This window comes from Bacillus sp. FSL H8-0516, assembly GCF_038635285.1.
GTDB lineage: Bacteria > Bacillota > Bacilli > Bacillales > Bacillaceae > Bacillus > Bacillus safensis.
Genome location: NZ_CP152051.1, coordinates 795,435 through 819,444, shown reverse-complemented (window position 1 = coordinate 819,444; position 24,010 = coordinate 795,435). Strand labels below are relative to the sequence as shown.

The window sequence follows — 24,010 nt, the reverse complement described above, 5'->3', positions numbered from 1 at the left end:
TCCCTAAGAACTGCTTTCGAAAACCTTTTCTCTATCATATCAAGCCCTTTTTCTTTTGAAAACTTTGCAAGAAAAGCTCTCATCGCCATTGACAAAATACACAAAAACAGGAGAAACTTTAGGAGAATTACACAAACAAAGGGGGATATTAGATGGGAATAATTGAGCAGTTTGTCACGACGATGAACAATTTTTTGTGGGGACCTCCCCTGTTGATTTTAATTGTTGGTACTGGAATATACCTCACCTTTCGCATTCTCTTCATTCAAATTAGATTACTTCCTTATTCTTTAAAGCTCGCTTTTTCAAAACAAGACAAAATGTCAGAAGGAGATATTTCACATTTCCAAGCGTTAATGACGGCTCTTGCTGCAACTGTCGGTACAGGGAATATCGTCGGTGTGGCCTCCGCTGTTATAGCCGGTGGTCCTGGTGCAGTTTTCTGGATGTGGTTTGCTGCATTTTTCGGGATGGCCACCAAGTTTGCAGAAGCTGTTCTTGCTGTAAAATACAGAGTCAAAAATGAAAAAGGCGAAATGTCTGGCGGACCTATGTATTATTTAGAGCATGGATTAAAACAGAAATGGCTAGGGGTGCTATTTGCTGTTTTCGGCGCCAGTGCTGCCTTTGGGATCGGCAACCTGGTCCAGTCTAATTCTATCTCAGGCGTCATGAATTCTACTTTTCAAATTCCAACATGGGTAACAGGTATCATCATTACGGCTTTTACAGCACTTGTGATTTTAGGCGGAATCAAAAGCATTGGCCGGGTCACATCTATCTTTGTACCTGTCATGGCTTTATTTTACGTCATTTGCGGTCTAATCATTCTTGTTATGAATGCTGATCTTGTTCCAGGCGCAGTCAGTCTTATTTTCTCAGATGCCTTTACTGGTCAAGCCGTAGCAGGGGGTGCAATTGGGACTGTCATTCGCTGGGGTGTCGCACGAGGAGTTTTTTCCAATGAAGCAGGTCTTGGGTCAGCACCAATTGCTGCTGCAGCTGCGAAAACGGATATGCCTGCACGCCAGGCACTCGTCTCTATGACACAAGTGTTTATTGATACCATCATTGTTTGTTCTATCACTGGCATTACCATTGTCATGGCAGATATGTATTTAACAGTGAAAAGTGATGCGCTGACTTCGTTATCCTTTGCTCACTTCCTCGGTCCAGCTGGCTCAACCATTGTGGCAATCGGACTGCTCTTGTTTGCCTATTCAACCATCATTGGCTGGTCCTATTATGGCGAAAAATGCTTTACATATTTGGCGAAAGATTCATATGTGATGTATTATCGAGTTGTGTTTGTTATTGCTGTCTTTTTCGGTGCCGTGTTTAAGAATGATTTCGTCTGGGGCGTAGCGGATATGCTAAACGGACTGATGGCTGTTCCTAACTTAATCGGCCTCATCGGTTTGTCAGGAGTTGTCGTATTTGAATCAAAACGAATCATTGAAAAAATTAAACAGGAGAAAAAGGAGAAAAACATCTCGGTGTCGTCTTAATAGCCCTTTTATTCTTTTGCTTTTCTGTTAAAATAGACATATTATTCAACACATATGCAGGAAAGGACGTGCCGCCCTTGTCAGAGCAAAAAGCGGCTGAAGTCAATCAGCTGATTGAAGACATTTCGCAAAAGTTAAATATGCTGAACATTGGAGTCATCAAAGCCGAGGACTTCAGTCCAGACAAGTACGAAGATATTGAATTTCTACACCAAATGGTGATGAAAAAATCTTCATTCAGCCCAAGTGAAATGCAAGCCATCGCAAGCGAGCTAAAAAACTTAAGAAAATAATCGTGCAAAGGAAACTAAGATTGCGGTTTACGCCGCTTTCTTCCATTCATGCGCAGAAAAAGCCAGCACCCCGCAAGGTGCTGGCTTTGTTTATCCTGTCAAAACTGCTTATTTTGCGAGCAGTTTTAATGATTCACGGTTAAATGCTGGAATGTCATCAGGTGTACGGCTTGTCACAAGCTGATCCTGACAAACAACAACTTCTTCATCTTTGAATTTTGCGCCTGCGTTTTCCATATCTACTTGAATGGATGTATATCCAGTCGCGCCTCTGCCTTCCAGCGTCTTTGCTGTAATGAGCAATTGCGGCCCGTGACAGATCGCAAATACTGGTTTTTTCTCGTCCATAAATGCTCTTGTGAACTGGACATAGCGATCATCTGCACGCAGAATGTCTGGTGAGAACCCGCCAGGAATCAGCAGTGCATCGAAGTCTTCAGGCTTCACGTTATCAATGGACGCATCCACTCTCACTTCTGCTTCTCCTTGCTTCCCTTTCACTGTTTTTCCTTTTTCGTTTTCAATTACTGTGATCTCATGGCCTGCATCTTTAAAGGCTTTTGCAGGCTCGGTGAATTCAACATCCTCAAAGTAATCTGTTAATACAACTGCAATTTTCTTACCCATGTAGAAACCCTCCTGCTTGATTATCGTTTACACTACACACTATACCCGGGGAGATTGAAATCAAACATCCTATCCCGATCAGATAACCCCTTATGATAAAAATAAGCATTTAGACTTATTTATATTTCCTCAACAAGGTAATTCGTATGATTTATGTTATCTTTACAATAATCTGCAAAAAATAACTACAAAAGTTAACGAAACATTTCTACAATAGGTATTGTGGTCAAAAAAATTAGAAAGGCGGAGATCAGGTGAAGAAGCAAGCACATAGGTCTAAACGAAGGAAAAACCTGTCTATTCTGCTCACTTCCATTATGATGATTAGTCTCATTCTCCCAGCAGTACCTACTCATGCAGCAATAGAAAACGGCGATGCCGTAAAAGTCAGCATCTTAGCCACAACGGATGTTCATGCGAACATGATGAATTACGATTATTACAGCGACAAAGAAACAAATGAATTTGGTTTGGCAAAAACAGCCGAGCTGATTGAAAAGCACCGTTCACAAAATCCAAATACACTCCTTGTTGATAACGGAGATCTGATTCAAGGAACCCCTCTTGGAGAATACGTTTACAAAAATGAAAAAGACAGTATCATCAATCAAACAAAGGTTCACCCCATTATTCATACACTCAACAAACTAAAGTACGATGCAGGCACACTTGGCAATCATGAATTTAACTACGGATTATCATTTCTTGACGGTACTATTGCCGGGGCTAATTTCCCGATTGTCAATGCGAACGTCAAAAAGTTAAATGGAGAACATCGTTTTACGCCTTATGTGATCCAAGAAAAAACATTTAAAGATGCAAACGGAGCTTCCCAAACTGTGAAAGTCGGTTACATAGGATTCGTTCCACCACAAATTATGACGTGGGATAAGAAGCATTTAGATGGACAAGTTCAAGTGCAGGATATCGTCGAATCTGCCAATGAAACCATTCCTGAAATGAAGGAAAAAGGCGCAGATATCATCGTCGCTCTTGCCCATACAGGAATTGAAAAAACCGCTTCGCCTAAAGGATCAGAAAATATGATCTTTGACCTTGCCACAAAAACGAAAGGCATCGATGCGATCGTGTCCGGCCACCAGCACGGCACATTCCCAAGCGCTGAATATAGCGGCGTCGACAAATTCGATGTCTCAAAAGGAACCATCAACGGCATTCCAGTCGTCATGTCAAAAAACTGGGGAAGCTACCTCGGAGTTATTGATTTAACATTAGAGCCTGACGGCAGCAAATGGAAGGTCACAGACGGAACAGGAAAAATTGAATCAGTTGCAGGAGTCACCTCTCAAAACAGCACTGTGAAAGATGCCATTCAAACGACGCATCAAAACACACTTGATTATGTGAGAAAACCTGTCGGTAAAACAGAAGCAGACATTAACAGCTTTTTTGCTCAAGTGATGGATGACCCTTCTATTCAAATTGTGACAGATGCACAAAAATGGTATGCACAAGAAAAAATGAAGGATACGTCATACAAAAACTTACCGATTTTATCTGCAGGCGCTCCGTTTAAAGCCGGCGGCCGAAACGGTGTGAATTATTATACTAATATCGCAAAAGGAGATTTAGCGATTAAAAATATCGGCGATCTCTACCTTTACGACAACACCGTGCAGATTGTCAAACTGAAAGGCAGTGAAGTAAAAGACTGGCTCGAGATGTCTGCCGGACAGTTTAATCAAATCAAACCAAACGATTCAAATGAACAGCCTATTTTAAACGAAGAATACCGCTCGTATAACTTTGATGTGATCGATGGTGTCACCTATCAAGTCGATGTGACGCAGCCTGCTAAATACAGCACAACAGGCACTCTTGTTAATGCGAATGCAAACCGCATCAAAAACCTGTCCTACAACGGGAAACCAGTCTCTGACAATCAAGAATTTTTAGTCGTAACGAACAACTATCGAGCTTCTGGCGGCGGGGGCTTCCCGCATCTGACGCAAGATAAAGTGGTGCTTGCCTCAGCTGATGAGAACCGCCAAGTGCTGATGGATTATATTATCGAACAAAAAACCATCAATCCAAGTGCGGATCAAAACTGGTCCATTGCACCAGTCAAGGGCGCAACAGTCACATTCGAATCTTCTCTTTTAGCTAAGGCGTTTGCCGAAAAATCAAGCAGCGTAGACTTTGTTCGTAACGCCAGCACAGATGGTCTTGGCGTGTACAAGCTAGCCTTTAAAGAGGATGGCACAACAGAACCGCCTGCATCAGATAACTGGAATTTAACGGTGATGCATACAAACGATACACACGCACACCTTGATGATGCGGCAAGACGTGCAACAAAGATTAAAGAAGTTCGAGCCGAAAGCAAAAACAACATTTTATTAGATGCTGGAGATGTCTTCTCTGGTGACCTATATTTCACAAAATGGCAAGGACTTGCCGACCTAAAACTGATGAACTTAATGAAATATGATGCCATGACGTTTGGTAATCATGAATTTGACAAAGGGCCTTCTGTTCTTCGTCAATTCCTGACAGGTGATGCATCAGATGTAGATGCGAAAAACCGTCATCAATTTGAAAAGCCTGCATTCCCGATTGTGTCATCAAACGTTGATATCTCTAAGGAGAAACAATTGAGCGGCTTAGTGAAAAAGCCAGCCACATTTAAAGCTGGTGAGAAAAAAGAAGCTGGGATTTACCCATACATCCTGCTTGATGTAAACAGTGAGAAGGTGGCTGTATTCGGCTTAACGACTGAAGACACGGCCATTACATCCAGCAGCGGTCCTAACATTCAATTCAAGGATGCATACAAGAAAGCAAAAGAAACAGTCAACACGATTCAAACAAAAGAAAAAATCAACAAAATCATTGCTTTAACACACATTGGCTATAACCGTGACCTTGAGCTTGCTCAAAAAGTAGACGGGATTGATTTAATCATTGGCGGTCACACGCACACCCTTGTTGAAAAATTAAAGGTCGTCAATAAGAAAGAACCAACGATTGTCGCACAGGTAAAAGACTACGGACAATTCTTAGGAAAAGTAGACGTGGCCTTTAATCAAAAAGGAGTCGTGCAGCCAAAGGAATCTTCTTTTGACCTCATCACCATCGATGACTCTGTCAAAGAAGATGCCGATGCAAAAGCAATCCTCGATCAGTACAAGGCAGATATTCAAGATTTAAAAACGGAAAAAGTCGGGTCTACCGATGTCCTCTTAGATGGACAACGCGAGCATGTCCGTGCGAAGGAAACGAACCTTGGGAACTTTATTGCTGACGGTATGCTGAAAAAAGCACAAGAATCTGCTGGTGCTGACCTTGCCATCACAAACGGCGGCGGTATTCGAGGCAGCATTGAAAAAGGAGATATCACTCTAGGTGATATTTTAACGGTCATGCCATTCGGAAACACACTCTATGTCGCAGATTTAAAAGGCAACCAAATTAAGAAAGCACTCGAACAAGGGCTTTCAGGGATTGAGGAAGGCGGCGGCGCATTCCCTCATGTAGCCGGCATTGAATATACGTTTACGCTGAGTAAACCAGCTGGCAGCAGACTCATTGATGTCAAACTGAAAGACCAAAACGGCAAACTAACAGACATTGATGATCAGAAAACATACCGCGTGGCGACAAACGCATTTGTCGGCACAGGCGGAGATGGCTACAGCGTCTTTACAGAAGCCTCTCACGGCGAAGACTTAGGCTATGTTGACTATGAAATCTTCAAAGAGCAAATTGAACAGGCAGACGGCGGGCATATTTCTCCTGTCATCGATCATCGAGTGAAAGAAGTGTTCCTTCCGCGGGCGAAAGGAAAAGGCGCCTATGACATTCAAGATGATGAGAAATTCCAAACGTATGTGCAGCATACAAACAAAGCATTGCTCTATTTAGACAAAGCAAGCGAAGCGAAAAACGTTCAATTGTCTCTATCAAAAGCGCAGGTAGCCGAGCTGAGGAAAAGAGAGCAAGATCCAAACGTCACTATCTATCATGACAAAGTGGGACTCGTATTACCGCTCTCTAATTTGTCCGAAAATAGCGCAGATATATGGATGAAAAAGACGAATAAGGTGAAAAATGCACTAACGGATACGTACGATTTCCAAATCAAACAAGATCAGAAAAAGGTTTCTACCTTTAAAGATCCTGTCACACTATCCTTTACATTAGATGAGCCTCAAAAGGCGAAGAAACCTGGTGTATATTATGTAGACCGCAAGAAAAACCATTATGCCAAAACAAGTAACGGATCGTTCGAAAATGGGGTCGTATCAGGTCAAACTGAACACTTCAGCGAATATACCGTACTCAACCAAAGCGGGGCAGCTGGAACAACGCCAGATCAAACTGGCGGAGACGGCGGTACATCAGCGCCAGGCGGAGGTACAGGTACAGATCCAAACCAAGATGGAACCGGACTCCCAGGCGGAACACTGCCTAATACAGCAACGATGATGTATACAGCTGTATTGATTGGTGTACTTATGCTTGCCTTAGGCGGTATCCTATATTACTACCAGCGCAAGCGTACAAGAAAAAATGTATCATCCTAAAAAAGGACAGAGCGTATGCTCTGTCCTCATATTGTTGACAAAGGGCTAAAATGATCTTGATTTTAGCCCTTTGTCTTCTTTTCATCTCAATCTTGGGATAAATAAATCCAATTGCGCTTATCAAATTCTTTCACATTATCTGATCCTATATGACGCAGCATTCTATTGAAGAACGTGATATCATCTTCATCATCGATGGCATATAAATCCTCTTGAACATAATCTCTTATAATAAAATTCGTTAAGTTCGTATTATTCACAAAATCAGCAAAATAATCCTCTACAAGAGTTAAATCCTCTTCACTTAACTTTTCATCATTAATAATTGAAATATGAAACACATTCAAAATCGCTTGTATATCTTCTTCATCCATATAACATAATGGCTCTAGTTTTCGATCTTCTTCCGTAAACGGTTTTCGAGTATCTTCAATGATCACGTAACATAATATTCGATGATCTTTCATCACGCTAAAAATTTCTAAATCCCGTAATTTTAGTGGTCGATTCAGTCTAATCATTTTTCCTCCTATCAATCATGATCTTGTCGTTGTATATCCCCGCTTCTCCAAAAATTGAAACGGACAGAGCCTATGCTCTGTCCGTTTTTTCTCTTCTAGCAAAATCGACGAATCTGAAGCGGTCTAATCGGTGACGGCTTTCTGTGTATTGAAATAGACTCGTATCCTCTAAGAACACATAATTCTTTACCACGACAACATGGTCAAATCCCTTCAAATCAAGGTACTTCGCATCCTCTTCTGTACATGGCTCTACCCCAAATTCCTTTTGAGCATAGCTGATCGATACACCGAGTTCTCCCTCAATATACTCGTAGATTGATCCTTCGCATATGTCTTTAGTCAAGACTTCAACATGCTTTTGCAAAAAGTAGTCCTTGTCTAAAATCACTTCTTCCCCGCTAATATTGCGAGATCGAATGACTTTCCAGACGTCTGTCTGTTCATCAATTTTCAGCTGAGACTGAATATACTGATCCGGTTTAATTAAGCCAAATTCATGAACCGTTGTGACTGTCTTTCGGCCAAGCGTTTGGGAAAGCTCTTTAAAGCTGACAAGACCTGATACAGGGAATTGCATTTTCTCCCGATTCAGCAATACAGAGCCTTTTCCGCGGATTTTTTGAATATAGCCATTTTGTACAAGAATATTTAATGCCTTTCTCACCGTCTCCCGGGACGTGTCGTACATGATAGAAAGTTCATGTTCTGATGGGAGGATGCCTTTATCCTGCCATTCACCTTGCTCAATTCGTCTTGCGAGCTGATCATAAATCACTCGAAACTTATTCTCTTTCATTTTCCCTCCGCCCCATTTTCTAGCGTTTGGTTAAATGATAAACGATTGACTCATATGGGCGCAACGTAAATCCCTTGATATGTGCCGGCACATCCTCATAATTGGATAACAGGACTTGCCCCTCCATCTCATCTACAGCCTGCACAAGCTCATCAGGAAGCGTAAAGTCCGCCTCCCCTGGATAAAAGTGATTGATCACGAGGAGCTTCTCATCCTTGCTTTCTCTAACATAAGCAAAAATCTTTGGATCTTCTGCTAAAAGTAAGGAGAAGCTACCATATGTGATCACATCAAGTTCTTTACGCAGTCTGCAAAGGGCTTGGTAATGATAGAAAATAGACGTCCGGTCCTTTAATGAAGCTTCGACCGAAATGTCGTTATGGGCTGGTTCAATCCAAGGCGTTCCTGTTGAGAAACCTGCATTCTTCTCTGAGGTCCACTGCATTGGTGTTCTCGCATTATCTCTTGACTTGACCTGTAAAATGGCAAGTACTTCTTCCTTTGATTTTCCCTTTTCTAGCATCACTTCGTACATATTGAGTGATTCGATATCACGGTAAGACGAAATGTCCTCAAATCGAGGATTCTTCATGCCAATTTCCTCACCTTGATAAATATACGGAGTTCCCTGCATCAGATGAATCGTGGTCGCCAGCATCTTCGCTGACTGCTGATGATACGTGTCATCATCACCATACCTTGAGACGATACGCGGCTGATCATGATTGCACCAGAACAGCGCATTCCAGCCGCCGCCCTCATGCATTTTTGTCTGCCATTCAGACAGAATCGACTTTAATTCTTGAAAATCAAATGGTGCGATCGCCCACTTTTCGCCGTTTGGATAGTCCACCTTTAAATGATGGAAATTGAACGTCATATCCAGCTCCTGCCGATCAGGTCTTGTATACCGAATGCAGTCTGCGATATTCGTTGAAGACATTTCTCCAACTGTCATGCTATCGTATTTCGAAAAAACCTCCTGGTTCATTTCATGCAGAAATTCATGAATTCTTGGCCCGTCTGTATAGTACATGCGGCCGTCGCCTTGCACAGATTGTCCGGCATCATCTAAGAAACGCTGATCCTTTGAGATGTTGTTGATGACATCCAGCCTGAACCCATCAATTCCTTTTTCAAACCAAAAGTGCATGATGTCATATACTTTCCTGCGCACTTCATCCTTCTCCCAATTGAGATCCGCCTGAGTGACATCATATAAATGAAGATAATAATCTCCTGTTACTTCGTCTAGTTCCCAGGCTGGACCGCCAAATTTCGACTGCCAATCATTCGGCGGAGATCCATCCGCTTTTGGCTCCTTCCAAATATAATAATCTCGGTAAGGATTATCCTTTGACTCACGTGAGGCTTGAAACCACTCATGAAAAATGGATGTATGGTTAACGGCTAGATCCATGATGACTCGTATGCCTCTCTCATGCGCTTCCTTCAGCATGCGTTCAAAATCTGTCATTGTGCCGTACATGTCATGGATTTTTGTATAATCGCTGATATCATAGCCGTTGTCATGCTGCGGGGACTCATACATTGGCGTGAGCCAAATACAATCCGCCCCAAGCTCTTTAATGTAATCAAGCTTTTTCGTCACGCCATTGATATCCCCTGTACCAGAGCCCGTTGTATCTAAAAAGCTCTTCGGATAAATTTGATAGACCACCGCTTTTTTCCACCATGGTTCATTTGATTGCTGATTCAATTTCCTTCACCACCACTAGTTAAGTTCTTCTGAAAAATCCTTCTTCTTTTTTAGTTTTGCATATAAAAGAGTACCGATGAATGGGAGGATGAGTACAATCACCATTCCAATTGCAAATGCCCCCCAATATTTCGGGATAATGGAGAAGATTCCTGGAATGCCTCCAACACCAACTGAGCTTGCCAGCACCCCTTGAGAGGCGATAAACATACCGGCTAATCCTGAGCTGATCAGTGCAAAAATAAATGGGAATCGATAACGCAGGTTGACCCCAAACATCGCCGGTTCGGTAATTCCTAAATAAGCAGAAATACTTGATGTCAGCGAAAGTCCTTTTTGTTTTTCATCTTTTAAGACAAACATCATTGCCAGTGCAGCTGATCCTTGTGCGATATTGGACAGTGCAAGCATTGGCCATAGGAACGTGCCGTGCAGCTTTGAGTTAATCAATTGAATATCCACAGCAAGGAACGTATGGTGCATTCCTGTAATGACTAATGCTGCATACAGTCCGCCGTATAATAGACCGCCAAGTGCTGCGAATTGCTGGAATACGGCTACAAGTCCAGATGTTAAAACATTACCGATTGCAAAGGTAACAGGTCCAATGACGATAAATGATAAAAATCCAATGACTAATAACGTAATCGGTGCAACAACTAACAGCTGAATACTTTCAGGTGTCCGTTTTGTGATAAATAATTCGAGCTTTGCAAGTAAATAGGAGGCGACGAGTATCGGAAGAACCTGTCCTTGATAGCCTACCTTCTGCACTTCAAGTCCAAACAAGTTCCAAACAGGAATGTCACCGGTCTTCTCAGCCGCTCCATAGCCCCATGCGTTTAACAAGTCCGGGTGTACAAGCATCAGACCAAGGACCATCCCTAAAAGCGGATTCCCCCCAAACCGTTTCACAGCTGACCAGCCAATTAATGCTGGCAGGAAGGTGAAGGCAGTGCCTGCAATTAAGTTGATCATATTCGCTAAATCAGCCCATGCCGGATACACATCCACAATCGATTTTTGATCGAAGAAAATATCAGGAGCTGTTAAAATATTATTAATCCCCATTAATAAACCGGCTGTGACGATGGCAGGAAGAATTGGTATAAAGATATCCGCAAGCGTTTTCACAGCACGCTGCAATGGATTTAATTTTTGATCAGAGGCACGCTTGACGTCTTCTTTTGTGGCTTCCCCAATCCCCGTCCTTTTGACCATTTCGGCATATACTCGATTGACGACCCCTTGGCCGATAACCACTTGGTATTGACCGTTCGCTGAGAAAGATCCCTTCACTTCATCAATTTGTTCAAGTGCTTTCTCATCCACCTTGTCTTCATCTTTCAGCACAAAGCGCAGCCTTGTTACACAATGTGTCGCTTGATCAATATTTTCTTTGCCGCCGATGGCTTTCACAATCTGATCTGCTGCTGCCTGATAATCAGCCATACTATCCCCTCCGAGATCGTTTTTTTATATAAGAAAAAAGAACCAAAAAACTTGTATATACATGTTACTTTATATTTTATATTTGTATAAACATGTAGTCAACAACAAAATGTAGCGCTTACATAAAAAAAGCTCCCTCAATGTGCTCAGGGAGAGGCAGCGTGTCATCCTCTTTTTTTATGCTCTGTTAATTTCTCGTAGACCTTATTTTTGTAAAAGGAGGAGGCTGGGCGTGCAAAAGTTTGGCGCTTAGATGTAAGTTCATCCAGACGTTTTTGTTTTTCTTCACAGATAAGAGACAGTTTCTTTCTTTCCTCTCCATCTATACTTGATTGAAGTAATTCTTTGACAGTCATGAGTTCTTTTTTCAGCGCTGTTTCTTCCCCAGCAAATCCGGCATTTTTCATGATGCGGTAGCCCATTCTAAGTTCTTCTGGTACATGAGCAGCATCATCTTTTGGCAGAGGTTTCCCAAAGCCAGATAATCCTTCAAAAGCCCCGTTATCCATCGCTTTTTTGATCCGTTCTTCTGATAATCTCTGCGCAAAATCCATAGCGTTTCTCCTTTCGCCGCAAGTATTTGATTAAGCATAGCAAAAAAGCTGGCTCTCTCACAAGAGCCAGCTTCAGCATCTAGACACCCCCTCGCATTCGATGTCTATCCTGCGCTCAGGTGCTCGTCCCTTCTTCGCTGAAAAGAGAAAAAGGGCTAAAATATTTTAGCCCTTTCTCGTTATTTATTGTCGACTTTGAAGGTTGAGACCATTTGTGCTAAGTCCTCTGACATGTCAGAGAGCTGTTCAATCGCACTTGAAATTTGCTGCATACCAGCACTTTGCTGTTCTGTTGCTGCCGCCACTTCTTGAGAGCTGGCTGCATGTTCTTCTGATACAACAGAAATTTGCTCAATCGATGTAGAAATCGTTTGATATGCTTGCTCAACTTGCTTAATAGAAGCAAGCAAATTGTTCGTTCTTCTTGAAAACTGAGATACACCGTCGTAAATCAAAGCGAAATTTTGTGACGTGCCTTCCATTTGCTCACGTCCTTCTTCCACTGCTTTACTACTTTCCTCTACACTTTCAAGAACGCGCTGACTGTTTTCCTGTGTGCCGATGACAAGGTCTGAAACGGTTTTAGCCGCATCCGCTGATTGCTCAGCTAACTTGCGCACCTCATCTGCCACAACAGCAAAACCTTTTCCTTCTTCTCCAACACGTGCCGCTTCAATTGAAGCATTCAGTGCAAGCAGATTCGTTTGGGCTGAAATGTCCGTAATAATTGAGATGACACTTTCAATCTCCGTTGAATGAGATTGTAATTCTTCTGCTGCCTGCTTTGAGTTGGTCATCTTGTCATGTAGCATATTCAGATGATCAAGCACATGGTTCACTAATTTTTGACCAGATTCTGATTGCGCTTGTACGTCAGATGATACAGATTTCATTTCGTCGACTTCTTTTGTGACGCCTTCGATTTGAGTATCGATCTCTGCAACGGATGTCGTACAATCCGTGATATTTGCGACAGAATCATTGATTCCTTCACTCATATTCGTCATAGCTTCTGATACTTGCTGCGCACTTTGACTTGATTCGGTCGTCACCGTACGAAGCTGTGAAGACATTTTCGACACTTCACTAGATGAGTTTGAGATTTTCGAAATGAGCTCTTTAATCCGTCCCTGCATCTTTTGGAAGGATGCGGCAAGCTGGCCGATCTCATCTTTACTTTCAACCTCTACCATACCAGTTAAATCACCGTCAGCAATTCGATTCGCTGATTCCATCAAGGAACGTGCTGGTTTTGCAATTCTTCTTCCCATGAAGTATGAGAAGAGTAATCCACCGATAAGCACAATGGCAGATGCCACTGTGATATAGATCATCAACTTCTGCGTTGTTTGAGGCACGACAGACGCATCTAAATCAATGCCTAAAATCCCTGTCAGCTCACCGCCTGAATCCTTAATTGGCAAAAAGACTGATTTATGTGTACCAAATGAATCTTTGTAAATATCACTTTTGACCATTTTATCTTCAGAGAGCGCTTGTTTCATCTCTTCTGAAAAAGCATAATCTTGATCAAAGTCATTTTCTTCACCGGTTAGTATAATAATTCTTTCTTTGCCGCCTTTATTAGATAACACGTATAAGTTCTCAAGCGTATGATCTTTTTGAAGCTCTGCGAATTTCGTTTTGATCTCAGCATAAATAGGATCATCCTTCCCGCTAATGCTGAGTACGTTTCCATCGATGTTATCGATTTCTTTTTTGGCGGTATCAATATCTGTTGTTAATCGATAATCAAATTGCTTTAATAACTGGGATGATAAATCCTGGCTCACTAGATAAAAGGTTAGAACGAATAATGCTACGGTTGCGAGTAATGTTACGGTAACGACTGACATGATTTTAGAGGATATCGTGTATCCTCCAAATTTCCTTTGTTTCGCCATTTTTTCCTACATCTCCACTCTCAGATTTGATTTAAGCATGTACATTTTCAAATTGACCACAAACAGATGCAATCACATCTTTTAAATAAGATACGATATGAGGGATATGCTCTGGTAACGTATAAGGTGAGATGACAAAAAACTTACTAACACTTAGATAGAATTCTTGACCTTCTTTTGAGTTGACAAGTAAAAACTTCGTTGTATCGCCAAAGAACATCTCATCTCTTTTCTCTCCAAGTTTTTCAAACAGCATTTTGTTCAATTCATTGTTTCGCTCAATTTCCATTGAAGTCGCTTCGCCAGAAATCTCTTCTTGAAAACGCGGTGAGCCGTCTAGGTAAATTCTAAATAATGTAGCCATTCCGACGTTGTCATCATTCACGACTTCTGCTTGCAGAATTTCTCGACTAAGTGCTTCTCTGAAGGCAAGGTTCACTTCTAAGAATTGACCGAGCAAGCGCTGATAGCCTTCAACCCCAAACGTTAAGAGCACACTCAGCATGCTGATTGAGCTTCCCATTCTTGAACACTCAAGTGTATAACCCGTATGGTATTCACCGTAGCCTCTATGGCCAACATATGGTGTCTCTTGTTCCTCCAGGTCCAAACGCTTTAAGTCAGCAGCGTTTTTCACTAAGAATAAACTGGATGTGTAAGGTGTTTGGCCGAGCTTTTGAAAATCAAAGCACATCGAGTCTGCAAGAGAAAGATGCTGGAATTTCGCTTTGATTTCTTTTAGCATACGAAGAACACCGACTGAGAATTGCAGCGGGTTTTCTGATACATCATACTCATTAAAGAAAGCAAAGAATCCACCCAGCGCCGAATCTGCATGAATATGCGGCACCTTCAGATCATACTTTTCAGCAATCGCTTCTGCTGTTTCACGTACCCCTTTGACATCATCAATTGCAATGGCATCTGTTGTTCCGGTTGTTGCCACAATATAAACGGGAATTCCGCCACCCTGTGCAACACGTTCCATTTGACAACGCAAATCTTCCATATCCATTGAATGATCTTTATTCGTCTTAATTCTGATTAAGTTGTTTGTGCCTAGTCCTGTTGCTTCCATTGACTTAAATAAGCTGTAATGTGCAGCATCAGAACAAAACGCATAAAGATTTTGTGGAACTCCTTTTCGCAGTGACTCCGGCGCAGCTTTTGCGATCGCTAAACGAAGTCCTGAAAAAATCGCTCCTTGACCTCCCCATGTTGTGTATCCCCCGCTCATATTTGGATCATATCCGATGAGCTTAGACATCATTGAAACCACTCTGACCTCAGCTTCCGCACCTGCTGGTCCATAAACATCCCAAAGGTTGTTTCCGTTTACCAGCATAGCTGTCAGCATGCCTAAAATTCCTGGTGTACTTGCCATTGGCAAAATGTTCGTGAAGAAATACTTGGTGTGGTATGGATGGTTATGTAAAAGCTTCAGTAATTCTTCATTCACAAGTTCCGCTTGCTGGCCGTTCATCGGAATTTGACTTGTTTCGGTGAGCTTTTTGTAAAAGTCCTCCCCACGATTCTTTTCACCTTTAAGGTGTGCACGGTTGGGATCTTTCAGGTCATCGACCCCTGAAATGATCTGCTCCATCAATTTGATGAGTTCTTTACGCTCTCCTGCATTTCCGTCCTCACTCGGAAACCAGTTCTGAACGAGGTTCTCTGCTCGTACAGTCATATACTATCAATCCTTTCAATGGAAGATTTCCTGTCACTGTCTATATCGACCCCAATTCAGAAGTTTATAGTCTCGATATGTTCACTTAAGTATATTTAGATAATTTGTTCACTTATTAAAATAAATGAAACCCTTAAAAAACACATAAAAACCATTATGTTCACGAAACACAAAAATATATTGATATATCGTATAGGAGGAATTTTTATCCATCGTCTTATTCCATTACATGGCTCATTTTTTTTGTTTAACCTGCATAAACATTAATAAACAATGGAAATACTCTCTAAATGACCATTGTAGAAATTAAATTAATTCTTTAGACTTGTATCTTTTTACCTGTTTTATTGATATAGCAACTGGAAAATTGCTGAATTTTCTGTAAATGATAGGTCGATTTTCATAAAAAGTTTTTCGATGGGCGAATATTTTCATTTTCTCTCCTTTTATTGCTCGGACAGACTTGCAAAGGCTCTTCACTGGATATGACTTTTCTATTTGTGCATTTCGTGGTATATTCTAATGGTTCGTTTTCTTTCGTTCCGCCTCTTCCGTTTAACGGAGAAAAGGAGTGTTTATATGAAAACATTTATTCAAAAAAGAGGTCTCGGCTTCTTTCTGATTGCAGCCATCTTACTATGGCTCAAAACGTATTCAGCGTATTTAATCGAATTTAAACTTGGTATATCAAATGTGCTTCAGCATATTTTGCTTTTCGTGAATCCTATTAGCTCCAGCTTGTTCTTTCTTGGCTTTGCTTTATTGTTCAAGAAAAAATGGCAGCCTGCCGCTATCATTGTGATTCACTTTTTCATGTCTTTTTTACTATACGCAAACATCGTGTACTATCGATTCTTCAATGACTTTATCACGCTGCCTACAGTGATGCAGGCAGGAACGAATGGCGGACAATTAGGTGATAGTGCATTTTCACTCATGCGTTGGACTGATGTGTTTTACTTTATTGATACAATCATTTTGATTGTACTTGCAGTCCGCATGAAAAGGCAGCAGCAAACAAGTACAGCCACTGTACCTGTTCAAAAGTCAAAATCGTTTAGACTCGTCCTTGTGTCCTCTGTTGTGATCTTTGTTTTAAACTTAGTTGCTGCAGAGATCGATCGTCCAGAGCTTTTATCAAGATCGTTCGACCGCAATTATTTAGTTAAATATTTAGGTGCTTATAACTTTACTGTGTTTGATGCCATTCAAAATGTGAAATCAAACAGCCAGCGTGCTCTGGCAAATTCAAATGACGTGACAGATGTAGAGAACTATTTAAAAGCGAACAGTGCTGATCCTAACCCTGCTTATTACGGGAAAGCGAAAGGCATGAACGTCATTACAATTTCTCTTGAATCTCTGCAAAACTTTGTCATTGATTATAAGGTGAATGGAAAAGAAGTAACGCCATTCCTTAATTCATTGGCACACGACAACAAAACGTTTTACTTTGATAACTTCTTCCATCAAACAGGACAGGGAAAAACGTCTGATGCTGAATTTATGATGGATACTGGGCTATTCCCATTATCACAGGGCTCTGTTTTTATTAACAAAGCGCAAAACACGTATCAAGCACTTCCTGGCATTCTGAAGAAGGATCAGTACACGTCAGCAGAATTCCATGGCAATACGAAAACCTTCTGGAACCGTAATGAAATGTTTAAGTCGTTTGGGTATGACAGATTTTACGATTCTGAGTACTACGATATGAACGAGCAGGATACGAAGAACTATGGACTGAAAGACAAACCGTTCTTCAAAGAATCGATGCCAATGCTTGAAAACTTGAAGCAGCCGTTTTATTCGAAGTTCATTACCTTATCGAATCATTTCCCATTTGGAATGGACGAAGGTGATACTGATTTCGAACCTGGTGATTTCGGTGACTCTGTCGTCGATAACTACTTCCAATCGGCTCATTATTTAGATGAAGCGATTGAACAGTTCTTCAATGATCTAAAAAAGTCAGGTCTTTATGACAACACAGTCGTCATTATGTACGGAGATCATTACGGTATTTCTGAAAACCATAATGAAGCGATGGAAAAAGTGACAGGACAAAAAATTGGAGATTATGAAAATGCGCAGCTCATGCGTGTGCCGCTCTTTATCCATGTTCCTGGCGTAAAAGGCGGACAGATTCATAAATACTCTGGTGAAGTCGATGTCGCACCAACCCTTCTGCACCTGCTTGGCGATGATACGAAGAACTATTTAATGTCTGGTTCTGATATCCTATCGAAGAACTTTAAAGAGCTTGTGCCATTTAGAAATGGTGACTTCGTGTCTAAGGACTACACGAAAGTAGGCAATAACTATTACAGCAACAAAACAGGCGAGAAAATCGAGCCAACTGACAAGGCATCCCAAGAAAATGAAACGGTGAAAAAGATGCTGGAGACATCTGATAAGATTGTCACCGAAGATTTACTCCGTTTCTACAAGCCTAAAGGCTTTACACCGATTGACCGCAATGATTATGACTATACAAAGAAAGTACAGGATGAAAAGGATTCCTCTTCCGCCAAAGATGAATCCAGCTCTTCTTCAAAATAACGTTCTCATGCTAAGAACCAGCCGATCCTTGATCAGCTGGTTCTTTTTACGTTTGATCATGATTACTCCGGGTATAGGAGAAGAAGGAGGGATATATCATGAAGAAATCAGCAGCTTTTGTCGTGACTGCCTCACTTGCTTCGTCTGCCCTTTTCGGTTTCAGCCCTGCTGTCTCAGCACACGCCATGACCAAACCGGCAGCAGAACAATCCGTTCCTCAAGGTCCAAATGCCGCGCTTACCAGCATTTATGAGCTGGCACATAAAGGACAAATGCCCTACTATGCTAAAGGATTGAAAATAGGCGTTCAAACCAAAAAAGACGTTCATCATCAGCTCGGAAATCCATATCCAGAAACAGGTCAAAGCAGCTTTGATTTGTATCATGCGGAAATGGGGAATCCCGGATTTGCTTTTCACTATGATGCAAAAGGCAAAATTGATGAAATCCGTTATTTCGGTACAAATGTAGAAAAAGAAACAAATATCGGCGGTATGACCCCTTCGTTACTAAAGAAACAGCTTGGACCAGCGGATTCAGTGAGCACCATTCCGCAGACAAAAGAGAAAAAATATGTGTATCGAACCGGTGATTATGAGCTTGAATTTATCGTTGGACATGATCCTGATATCAGCCAGCATGAACTCACCGTGCTGCATATCAACTTGATAAAAGCCAATTCTTAAATAAAAAAGCATCCTGAGCGTTTACTCAGGATGCTTTTCTTTTATTATGATGCCACTTCTAATTGCGGCTTTCTTTTCAATTTTCGTTTGAGGACTGGACCTGCTACATAATCAAGACCAAGTTTTCCGGCGTTTCCTTTCGCTGCCATGATGAAGACTGCGATCAGAAGAAGCAGCGGGTTCACAGAGACAGTTCCAGCTAGTAGGAAAGAGACATTCATCACGCTTCCAAAAAAGGCTGCCGTTGTTGTAAACAATCCAACAATTAATCCTAGGCCTACTAAGATTTCTCCCCACATGACCATGGCACTGAATAGTCCGGCATTTGGCAAAGCGACATTTTCTAAAAACCATACATAGAACGGATACACTAGATGACCATCTTTGACGACAGGTTCAGATATCGCAAATTGCAAATAGCCTGATGCATCAAATCCACCTGTTAGTTTTCCAATACCAGATGTCAGCCAAGTCCATCCGATATAAAGTCTTGCTGCCAAAAGGATAACAGCTGCCCATACATTCGTTTGTAAGAATTTTGTAAACATGATGATGCCTCCTTTTAAATTATGTGAAATATTTCACATTTTCTTTATGATCTTATTATACTATGCTATATCTAATTTGTGATCTTTTTCACATATATATTCACAAATTGTTCATGAATATCTAATTTTTCCTAATCTCAAACAACTTTCTTATTAAGGAGGAGATTCAGCGGCAAAAGCGTTCTACCATGTACAGACCATGCTTCTTCGGCGCTGTGGAAATAGGCGGTCGAGTCATATTCAGAAAAGTGGGGTCAGTTAATATTTTAAAAGAAGCTTTCGTCTGCTGTTCGAGAAAAAGGTCCTTTACTAAGACCTTAGTCAGAGAAAATATAAGCCTCGGGCGGGTTTATTCAATTTCCTTCTTTCTTTATTATCGAAGTAAGTAACGCTCACAATTAACGAGAGAACATTAAGGGAGAGAAGGCAATTGAATAAAGTATGGCGTTTCATCGTGTATGTATGCGTTTTCGTTCTGGTTGTTGGAGGAACCGGAGCGATCGGTTTCATGAGCACGATGCAGGAGGCTATGTCGGTTTATGATAAGCCAGTTCCTGCTTCACTACAAAGCATCCAAACCCCTGCGTATGATTCGAAAAAGCCAACAGTGGTCGTTATTTTGGCGAATGAAGTAACCGAGGTATTTGATTTTCTCGTACCATACGAAATGTTCTCCATGACGGGTTCGTACAATGTGTTTGCGGCAGCTCCCAACAAAAACATAAAATCGTTGACGGGCGGGCTTGATATCGTACCGCATTACTCTTTCGACGAGTTGGACAAATTGACAGGCAAAAGTCCGGATATAATCGTGATCCCTTTCATGCCGATTTTGGATGAAGCGAAATACAAGCCCGTCCGCGATTGGATAAGGAAGCACTCCGGCAAGGAAACGACATTGTTATCCATCTGCAATGGGGCGGAAAATTTGGCGGATACCGGCCTGCTGAACAGGAAATCTGCAGCAACACATTGGGGAGATATCGGCAGATTGGAAAAGAAATATACCGAGATTACTTGGAAAAGGGATCAGCGTTACGTGCATGACGGTAACATAGTCTCCTCGGCCGGCCTGACTTCGGGGATTGATGCCACGCTGTATGTTATATCTCAGCAAATGGGGGATCCTGTAGCGGAGAAAGTGGCGAAGGACATGAATTACCCTTCCTACGATTTTGTTCAGCATCCGCAAATGGAGCCTTTCACAGCTGGATTGAGCGATATCGTCTATATTTTGAACAATGCGTTTCAATGGAGCAAGAAAAAGAACGGGGTCCTGCTGTATGACGGTGCCGACGAGCTGATGTTATCCTCGGCTTTTGACACGTACGGGGCTTCCGGGACGACAACAACATTGACGATATCCAACAAACGCGAGCCGGTTGTTACTCGACACGGTCTGAAACTGATCGCCCGATATCAAATAGAGGATGCTCCAAAACTCGACAAAATGATTTTTGTGGGGCCGGACGTGAAGACGCGCGCTGCAGATGATATCCGAAACTGGAACGTGAACGGTGGAAAGGCTGAGCAGCTTTTCCTGCACAGTGATTCGCCAGAGCGGTTCGCGATGGAACCTGCGTTTGAAGATTTGGCGAAGCAAGAAGATATCTTGACGGCGAAATTCGCCGCCAAGCGGCTCGAGTACCGCGCCACAAGCCAGCTTAAGCTTAAAGGAGCACCATTTTCGTACGAAGCGTTCAGCATACCGATCGGTGTCGGCTTGTTGTCTATGTTCGTCGTATATTTGGTAGAAAGACGTTTCGTAAGAAGAAAGACTGTTCCCGAATAAAACAGAAAGCAAAAGCATCACAGTTAGGAATTATTTAGGGTTTTTTAAAGAAAAATGAGATTCATTATACTTTTAAAGTCGCCATGATGGTTGATTACTATAAATTTAATTAAATTCCTTATTAAACAAACGAGTACCGATAGTTCAACAAGCTATGAGTAATTTTAGGACTAAGCCCATATTTTAGTTATTCCATTAAAGGGCGCTATTATTTAAGATCAAAGGTAGAAAATGATCAAACTTTTTTATAAAACCAAAACTTAAATATGCTCGGGAAGAATCCATTTTGATCAAACTTTTTTCAAAATGGATTCTTCTAATTTATCGTAAAATAAGGGTTTATGAGCTATTTTTGATTAAAATTTATAAAAACACCCTCTATTAAGAGGGTGTTCTTTGAGCTGAGTCAAAACTGAACAGGTCACCACCAGAATTCATCTTATCTTGTTCTTTCTGCTTCATAGAGGTAAACTTTTCCCTTACTGAAACCGTCTAAGTCATTTCAGACCGTAAAAAGGGGTTTAATTTTGTATGAAAACACTATTTCATTTTGCTTATTTACAGGCCATCTCATGTCTATTCCCCGTCATGATCTTTGCGGCGCTTGCCCTATCAAAGACGGTGTCTATTCCTTTTCTTCACCGGTATGATTTCATTCTACTGCTTTGCCTCGCGGCTCAGATCCTGATGCTGACGCTGCGGCTGGAGACTTGGGCGGAGCTAAAGGTCATTTGTCTATTTCATCTCATAGGAATCTGTTTAGAAGTGTATAAAGTACATATGGGCTCTTGGTCCTACCCAGAAGAAGCTTATACAAAAATATTTGGGGTTCCACTTTATAGCGGCTTTATGTATGCGAGTGTGGCTAGTTATATTTATCAGGCATTTTCACGACTTCATGTAAAAGTGGCCGACTGGCCTCATCCATTTCTTTCAATTGGCATCAGTTTGTGCATTTATCTCAATTTCTTTACGCATCACTGGCTTTATGATGTCAGATGGTGGCTGACATGTCTGCTTGTTGTTGTGTTTCGGAAAACATCGGTTTCGTTTCAGGTTGGTCCATCTTCCTTTCGAATGCCGCTTATTGTTTCATTTCTCCTGATTGGCTTTTTTATTTGGATTGCCGAAAATGTCACCACCTTTTTAGGCGCATGGCAATATCCAAATCAGCAGCATGCTTGGTCCATTGTTCATCTAGGGAAAATTAGCTCATGGTTCTTACTCGTTGTGATCAGTATTGTGTTAGTGATCGAACAGCGTAAACAAAAAAACGTTCAGCCCATTTGACCTGGCTGAACGTTTTTTTTAATCTCGATCGACTTCCTTACGGAGATCATCTGCGACAAATTCTACATTCGTTCCAATAATAATTTGTACGGATGTTTTTCCAGAAGTCAGCACCCCTTTGGCACCTGCTTTTTTTAATGTACCTTCATTTAATAAATTAGTATCCTCTACTGTTAAGCGAAGACGTGTGGCACAATGATCAATGTTGGTGATATTGTCTTTGCCGCCAAGCCCCTCTACGAGCATACTCGCCCCACCTGCCGTCACCGCATCATCCGTTGCGATATCTTCCATGTCATCATCTTCCCTGCCTGGTGTTTTCAGCTTTAATAGTTTAATGAGGAAATAGAAAACGACAAAGTACACGACGCCATAAATGATTCCTACTACAAGAAGCAAGATCGGTTTTTGCGCAATACCGAAGCTTAAGACGTAATCAATCGCACCTGCTGAAAAGGCAAAGCCGCTATGAATCCCAAGAGTGTTCACAATAAAAAGCGAAAGCCCCGTCAAAATAGCATGGACACCATATAAAAGTGGTGATAAAAACATAAAAGAAAATTCAATTGGTTCAGTGATCCCTGTTATAAATGATGTAAGTGCCATCCCAATCATCAGACCAGCTGTTGCTTTTCGTTTCTCAGGTTTTGCAGTTACAACCATGGCTAGACATGCCGCTGGCAGACCAAACATCATCACTGGGAAGAATCCAGTCATAAAGACACCTGCACTTGGATCTCCTTTAAAGAATCGCGCTAAATCCCCTGTTGCCCCGCTGAATTCACCGAATTGAAACCAAAATAAGTTATTCAAGACATGGTGAAGTCCTAATGGAATGAGCAATCGGTTAAAGAAACCAAACAGCCCTGCACCTGTTGCACCAAGGCTTAAAATCCATTCTCCTAAATCATTGATTACACTTTGAATCGGCGGCCATACATATCCGAAAACGGCTGCTAATAGAATGGTGAAAAGTGCGGTCATTATAGGCACAAGCCGCCTTCCGCTAAAGAAACCTAAGTATTCCGGCAGTTTCGTATCCTTAAATTTATTGTAAACATAACCTGCCAAAAGCCCGCATAAAATACCGCCCAATACACCCATATTGTTGGTTGAGTTAATCGACGTTGTACCGGCTGACAAAATAAAATAAGAGATCGCTCCTGATAATGCCGCTGCCCCGTTCCCATCCTTTGAAATACCAATCGCTACACCCATTGCAAAAATTAAAGCCAAGTTCGCAAAAATTGCATTCCCTGCCGCATGAATAAACGGGATATTGAATACATCCTCCCGCCCAATGGCCAAAATAATCCCTGCTGCTGGAAGTACAGCGATTGGAAGCATAAATGATTTTCCTAGCTTTTGAAAAAACTGAAACACCATCTGATTTCCCCCCTTTGTCATCATCATGACCAAAGCATTCATGATGTTCATAAAAAATATATCATATGCACGTCTAGTTATCTATACCAATTTGTCCACATTCATTTGAATTCCGCTCTTTACTCTTTTTG

17 protein-coding genes are annotated in these 24,010 nt (G+C 41.6%); 7 read left to right on the top strand and 10 right to left on the bottom strand.

The features are described 5' to 3' along the window. Window positions 1-152: 152 nt before the first annotated feature. Together MHB67_RS03810 and MHB67_RS03805 are read left to right on the top strand one after the other, a co-directional pair. Window positions 153-1,508, top strand: coding sequence for a sodium:alanine symporter family protein (locus tag MHB67_RS03810; RefSeq protein WP_122631769.1), 1,356 nt, complete (start codon window positions 153-155; stop codon window positions 1,506-1,508). Between the two features lie 77 nt (window positions 1,509-1,585). Continuing rightward, the gene (locus tag MHB67_RS03805) at window positions 1,586-1,801 is read left to right on the top strand and encodes a DUF1128 domain-containing protein (RefSeq protein ID WP_003214000.1); all 216 of its coding nucleotides are present in this window, start codon (window positions 1,586-1,588) and stop codon (window positions 1,799-1,801) included. Between the two features lie 108 nt (window positions 1,802-1,909). Here the strand turns inward: MHB67_RS03805 and MHB67_RS03800 are convergent, their stop codons facing one another. Next, a complete protein-coding gene (locus tag MHB67_RS03800; protein ID WP_024425275.1) occupies window positions 1,910-2,428 on the bottom strand; it encodes a type 1 glutamine amidotransferase domain-containing protein in 519 nt (172 codons plus the stop codon). Between the two features lie 254 nt (window positions 2,429-2,682). On the opposite strand from MHB67_RS03800, the gene MHB67_RS03795 reads away from it, so the two are divergent. Beyond that, the gene (locus MHB67_RS03795) at window positions 2,683-6,975 is read left to right on the top strand and encodes a multifunctional 2',3'-cyclic-nucleotide 2'-phosphodiesterase/3'-nucleotidase/5'-nucleotidase (protein ID WP_103132791.1); all 4,293 of its coding nucleotides are present in this window, start codon (window positions 2,683-2,685) and stop codon (window positions 6,973-6,975) included. A gap of 86 nt (window positions 6,976-7,061) precedes the next feature. Here MHB67_RS03795 and MHB67_RS03790 read toward each other — a convergent pair whose 3' ends face one another. The 7 genes from MHB67_RS03790 to MHB67_RS03760 form a co-directional block, all read right to left on the bottom strand. Further along, entirely contained in the window at window positions 7,062-7,496 is a 435-nt protein-coding gene (locus tag MHB67_RS03790) for a hypothetical protein (protein ID WP_024425277.1), read from the bottom strand. Window positions 7,497-7,566: 70 nt separating this feature from the next. Then, complete coding sequence (gene treR, locus MHB67_RS03785; protein WP_103132789.1) at window positions 7,567-8,295, bottom strand: trehalose operon repressor; 729 nt, start codon at window positions 8,293-8,295, stop codon at window positions 7,567-7,569. Window positions 8,296-8,314: 19 nt separating this feature from the next. Further along, window positions 8,315-10,015, bottom strand: a complete 1,701-nt coding sequence (gene treC / locus MHB67_RS03780) for an alpha,alpha-phosphotrehalase (RefSeq protein WP_103132788.1) — start codon at window positions 10,013-10,015, stop codon at window positions 8,315-8,317. Window positions 10,016-10,030: 15 nt separating this feature from the next. Next, a complete protein-coding gene (gene treP / locus MHB67_RS03775; protein ID WP_151040236.1) occupies window positions 10,031-11,467 on the bottom strand; it encodes a PTS system trehalose-specific EIIBC component in 1,437 nt (478 codons plus the stop codon). A 164-nt stretch (window positions 11,468-11,631) separates the two neighbouring features. Further along, window positions 11,632-12,021, bottom strand: coding sequence for a DUF1992 domain-containing protein (locus tag MHB67_RS03770; protein WP_024425281.1), 390 nt, complete (start codon window positions 12,019-12,021; stop codon window positions 11,632-11,634). Window positions 12,022-12,200: 179 nt separating this feature from the next. After that, window positions 12,201-13,925 carry a methyl-accepting chemotaxis protein gene (locus tag MHB67_RS03765; RefSeq protein ID WP_198457200.1) on the bottom strand — a complete coding sequence of 575 codons (1,725 nt, stop codon included), beginning with the start codon at window positions 13,923-13,925 and terminating at the stop codon, window positions 12,201-12,203. 31 nt (window positions 13,926-13,956) lie between these two features. Beyond that, window positions 13,957-15,615, bottom strand: coding sequence for a pyridoxal-dependent decarboxylase (locus MHB67_RS03760; protein ID WP_342492799.1), 1,659 nt, complete (start codon window positions 15,613-15,615; stop codon window positions 13,957-13,959). A 579-nt stretch (window positions 15,616-16,194) separates the two neighbouring features. Between MHB67_RS03760 and MHB67_RS03755 the strand changes: the two genes are divergently transcribed. Together MHB67_RS03755 and MHB67_RS03750 are read left to right on the top strand one after the other, a co-directional pair. Next, window positions 16,195-18,177: an LTA synthase family protein gene (locus MHB67_RS03755; RefSeq protein ID WP_103132784.1), complete on the top strand. Its 1,983-nt coding sequence runs from the start codon at window positions 16,195-16,197 to the stop codon at window positions 18,175-18,177. Between the two features lie 98 nt (window positions 18,178-18,275). Beyond that, window positions 18,276-18,863 carry a YjgB family protein gene (locus MHB67_RS03750; protein WP_044334631.1) on the top strand — a complete coding sequence of 196 codons (588 nt, stop codon included), beginning with the start codon at window positions 18,276-18,278 and terminating at the stop codon, window positions 18,861-18,863. A gap of 44 nt (window positions 18,864-18,907) precedes the next feature. Here MHB67_RS03750 and MHB67_RS03745 read toward each other — a convergent pair whose 3' ends face one another. After that, complete coding sequence (locus tag MHB67_RS03745; protein ID WP_024426621.1) at window positions 18,908-19,411, bottom strand: DoxX family protein; 504 nt, start codon at window positions 19,409-19,411, stop codon at window positions 18,908-18,910. A gap of 430 nt (window positions 19,412-19,841) precedes the next feature. On the opposite strand from MHB67_RS03745, the gene MHB67_RS03740 reads away from it, so the two are divergent. Next, window positions 19,842-21,203, top strand: coding sequence for a DJ-1/PfpI family protein (locus tag MHB67_RS03740; RefSeq protein ID WP_073204267.1), 1,362 nt, complete (start codon window positions 19,842-19,844; stop codon window positions 21,201-21,203). Between the two features lie 531 nt (window positions 21,204-21,734). After that, window positions 21,735-22,493 carry a DUF817 domain-containing protein gene (locus MHB67_RS03735; RefSeq protein ID WP_044335436.1) on the top strand — a complete coding sequence of 253 codons (759 nt, stop codon included), beginning with the start codon at window positions 21,735-21,737 and terminating at the stop codon, window positions 22,491-22,493. An 18-nt stretch (window positions 22,494-22,511) separates the two neighbouring features. Here the strand turns inward: MHB67_RS03735 and nagE are convergent, their stop codons facing one another. Beyond that, a complete protein-coding gene (gene nagE, locus MHB67_RS03730) occupies window positions 22,512-23,879 on the bottom strand; it encodes an N-acetylglucosamine-specific PTS transporter subunit IIBC (RefSeq protein WP_042968202.1) in 1,368 nt (455 codons plus the stop codon). Window positions 23,880-24,010 lie beyond the last annotated feature (131 nt).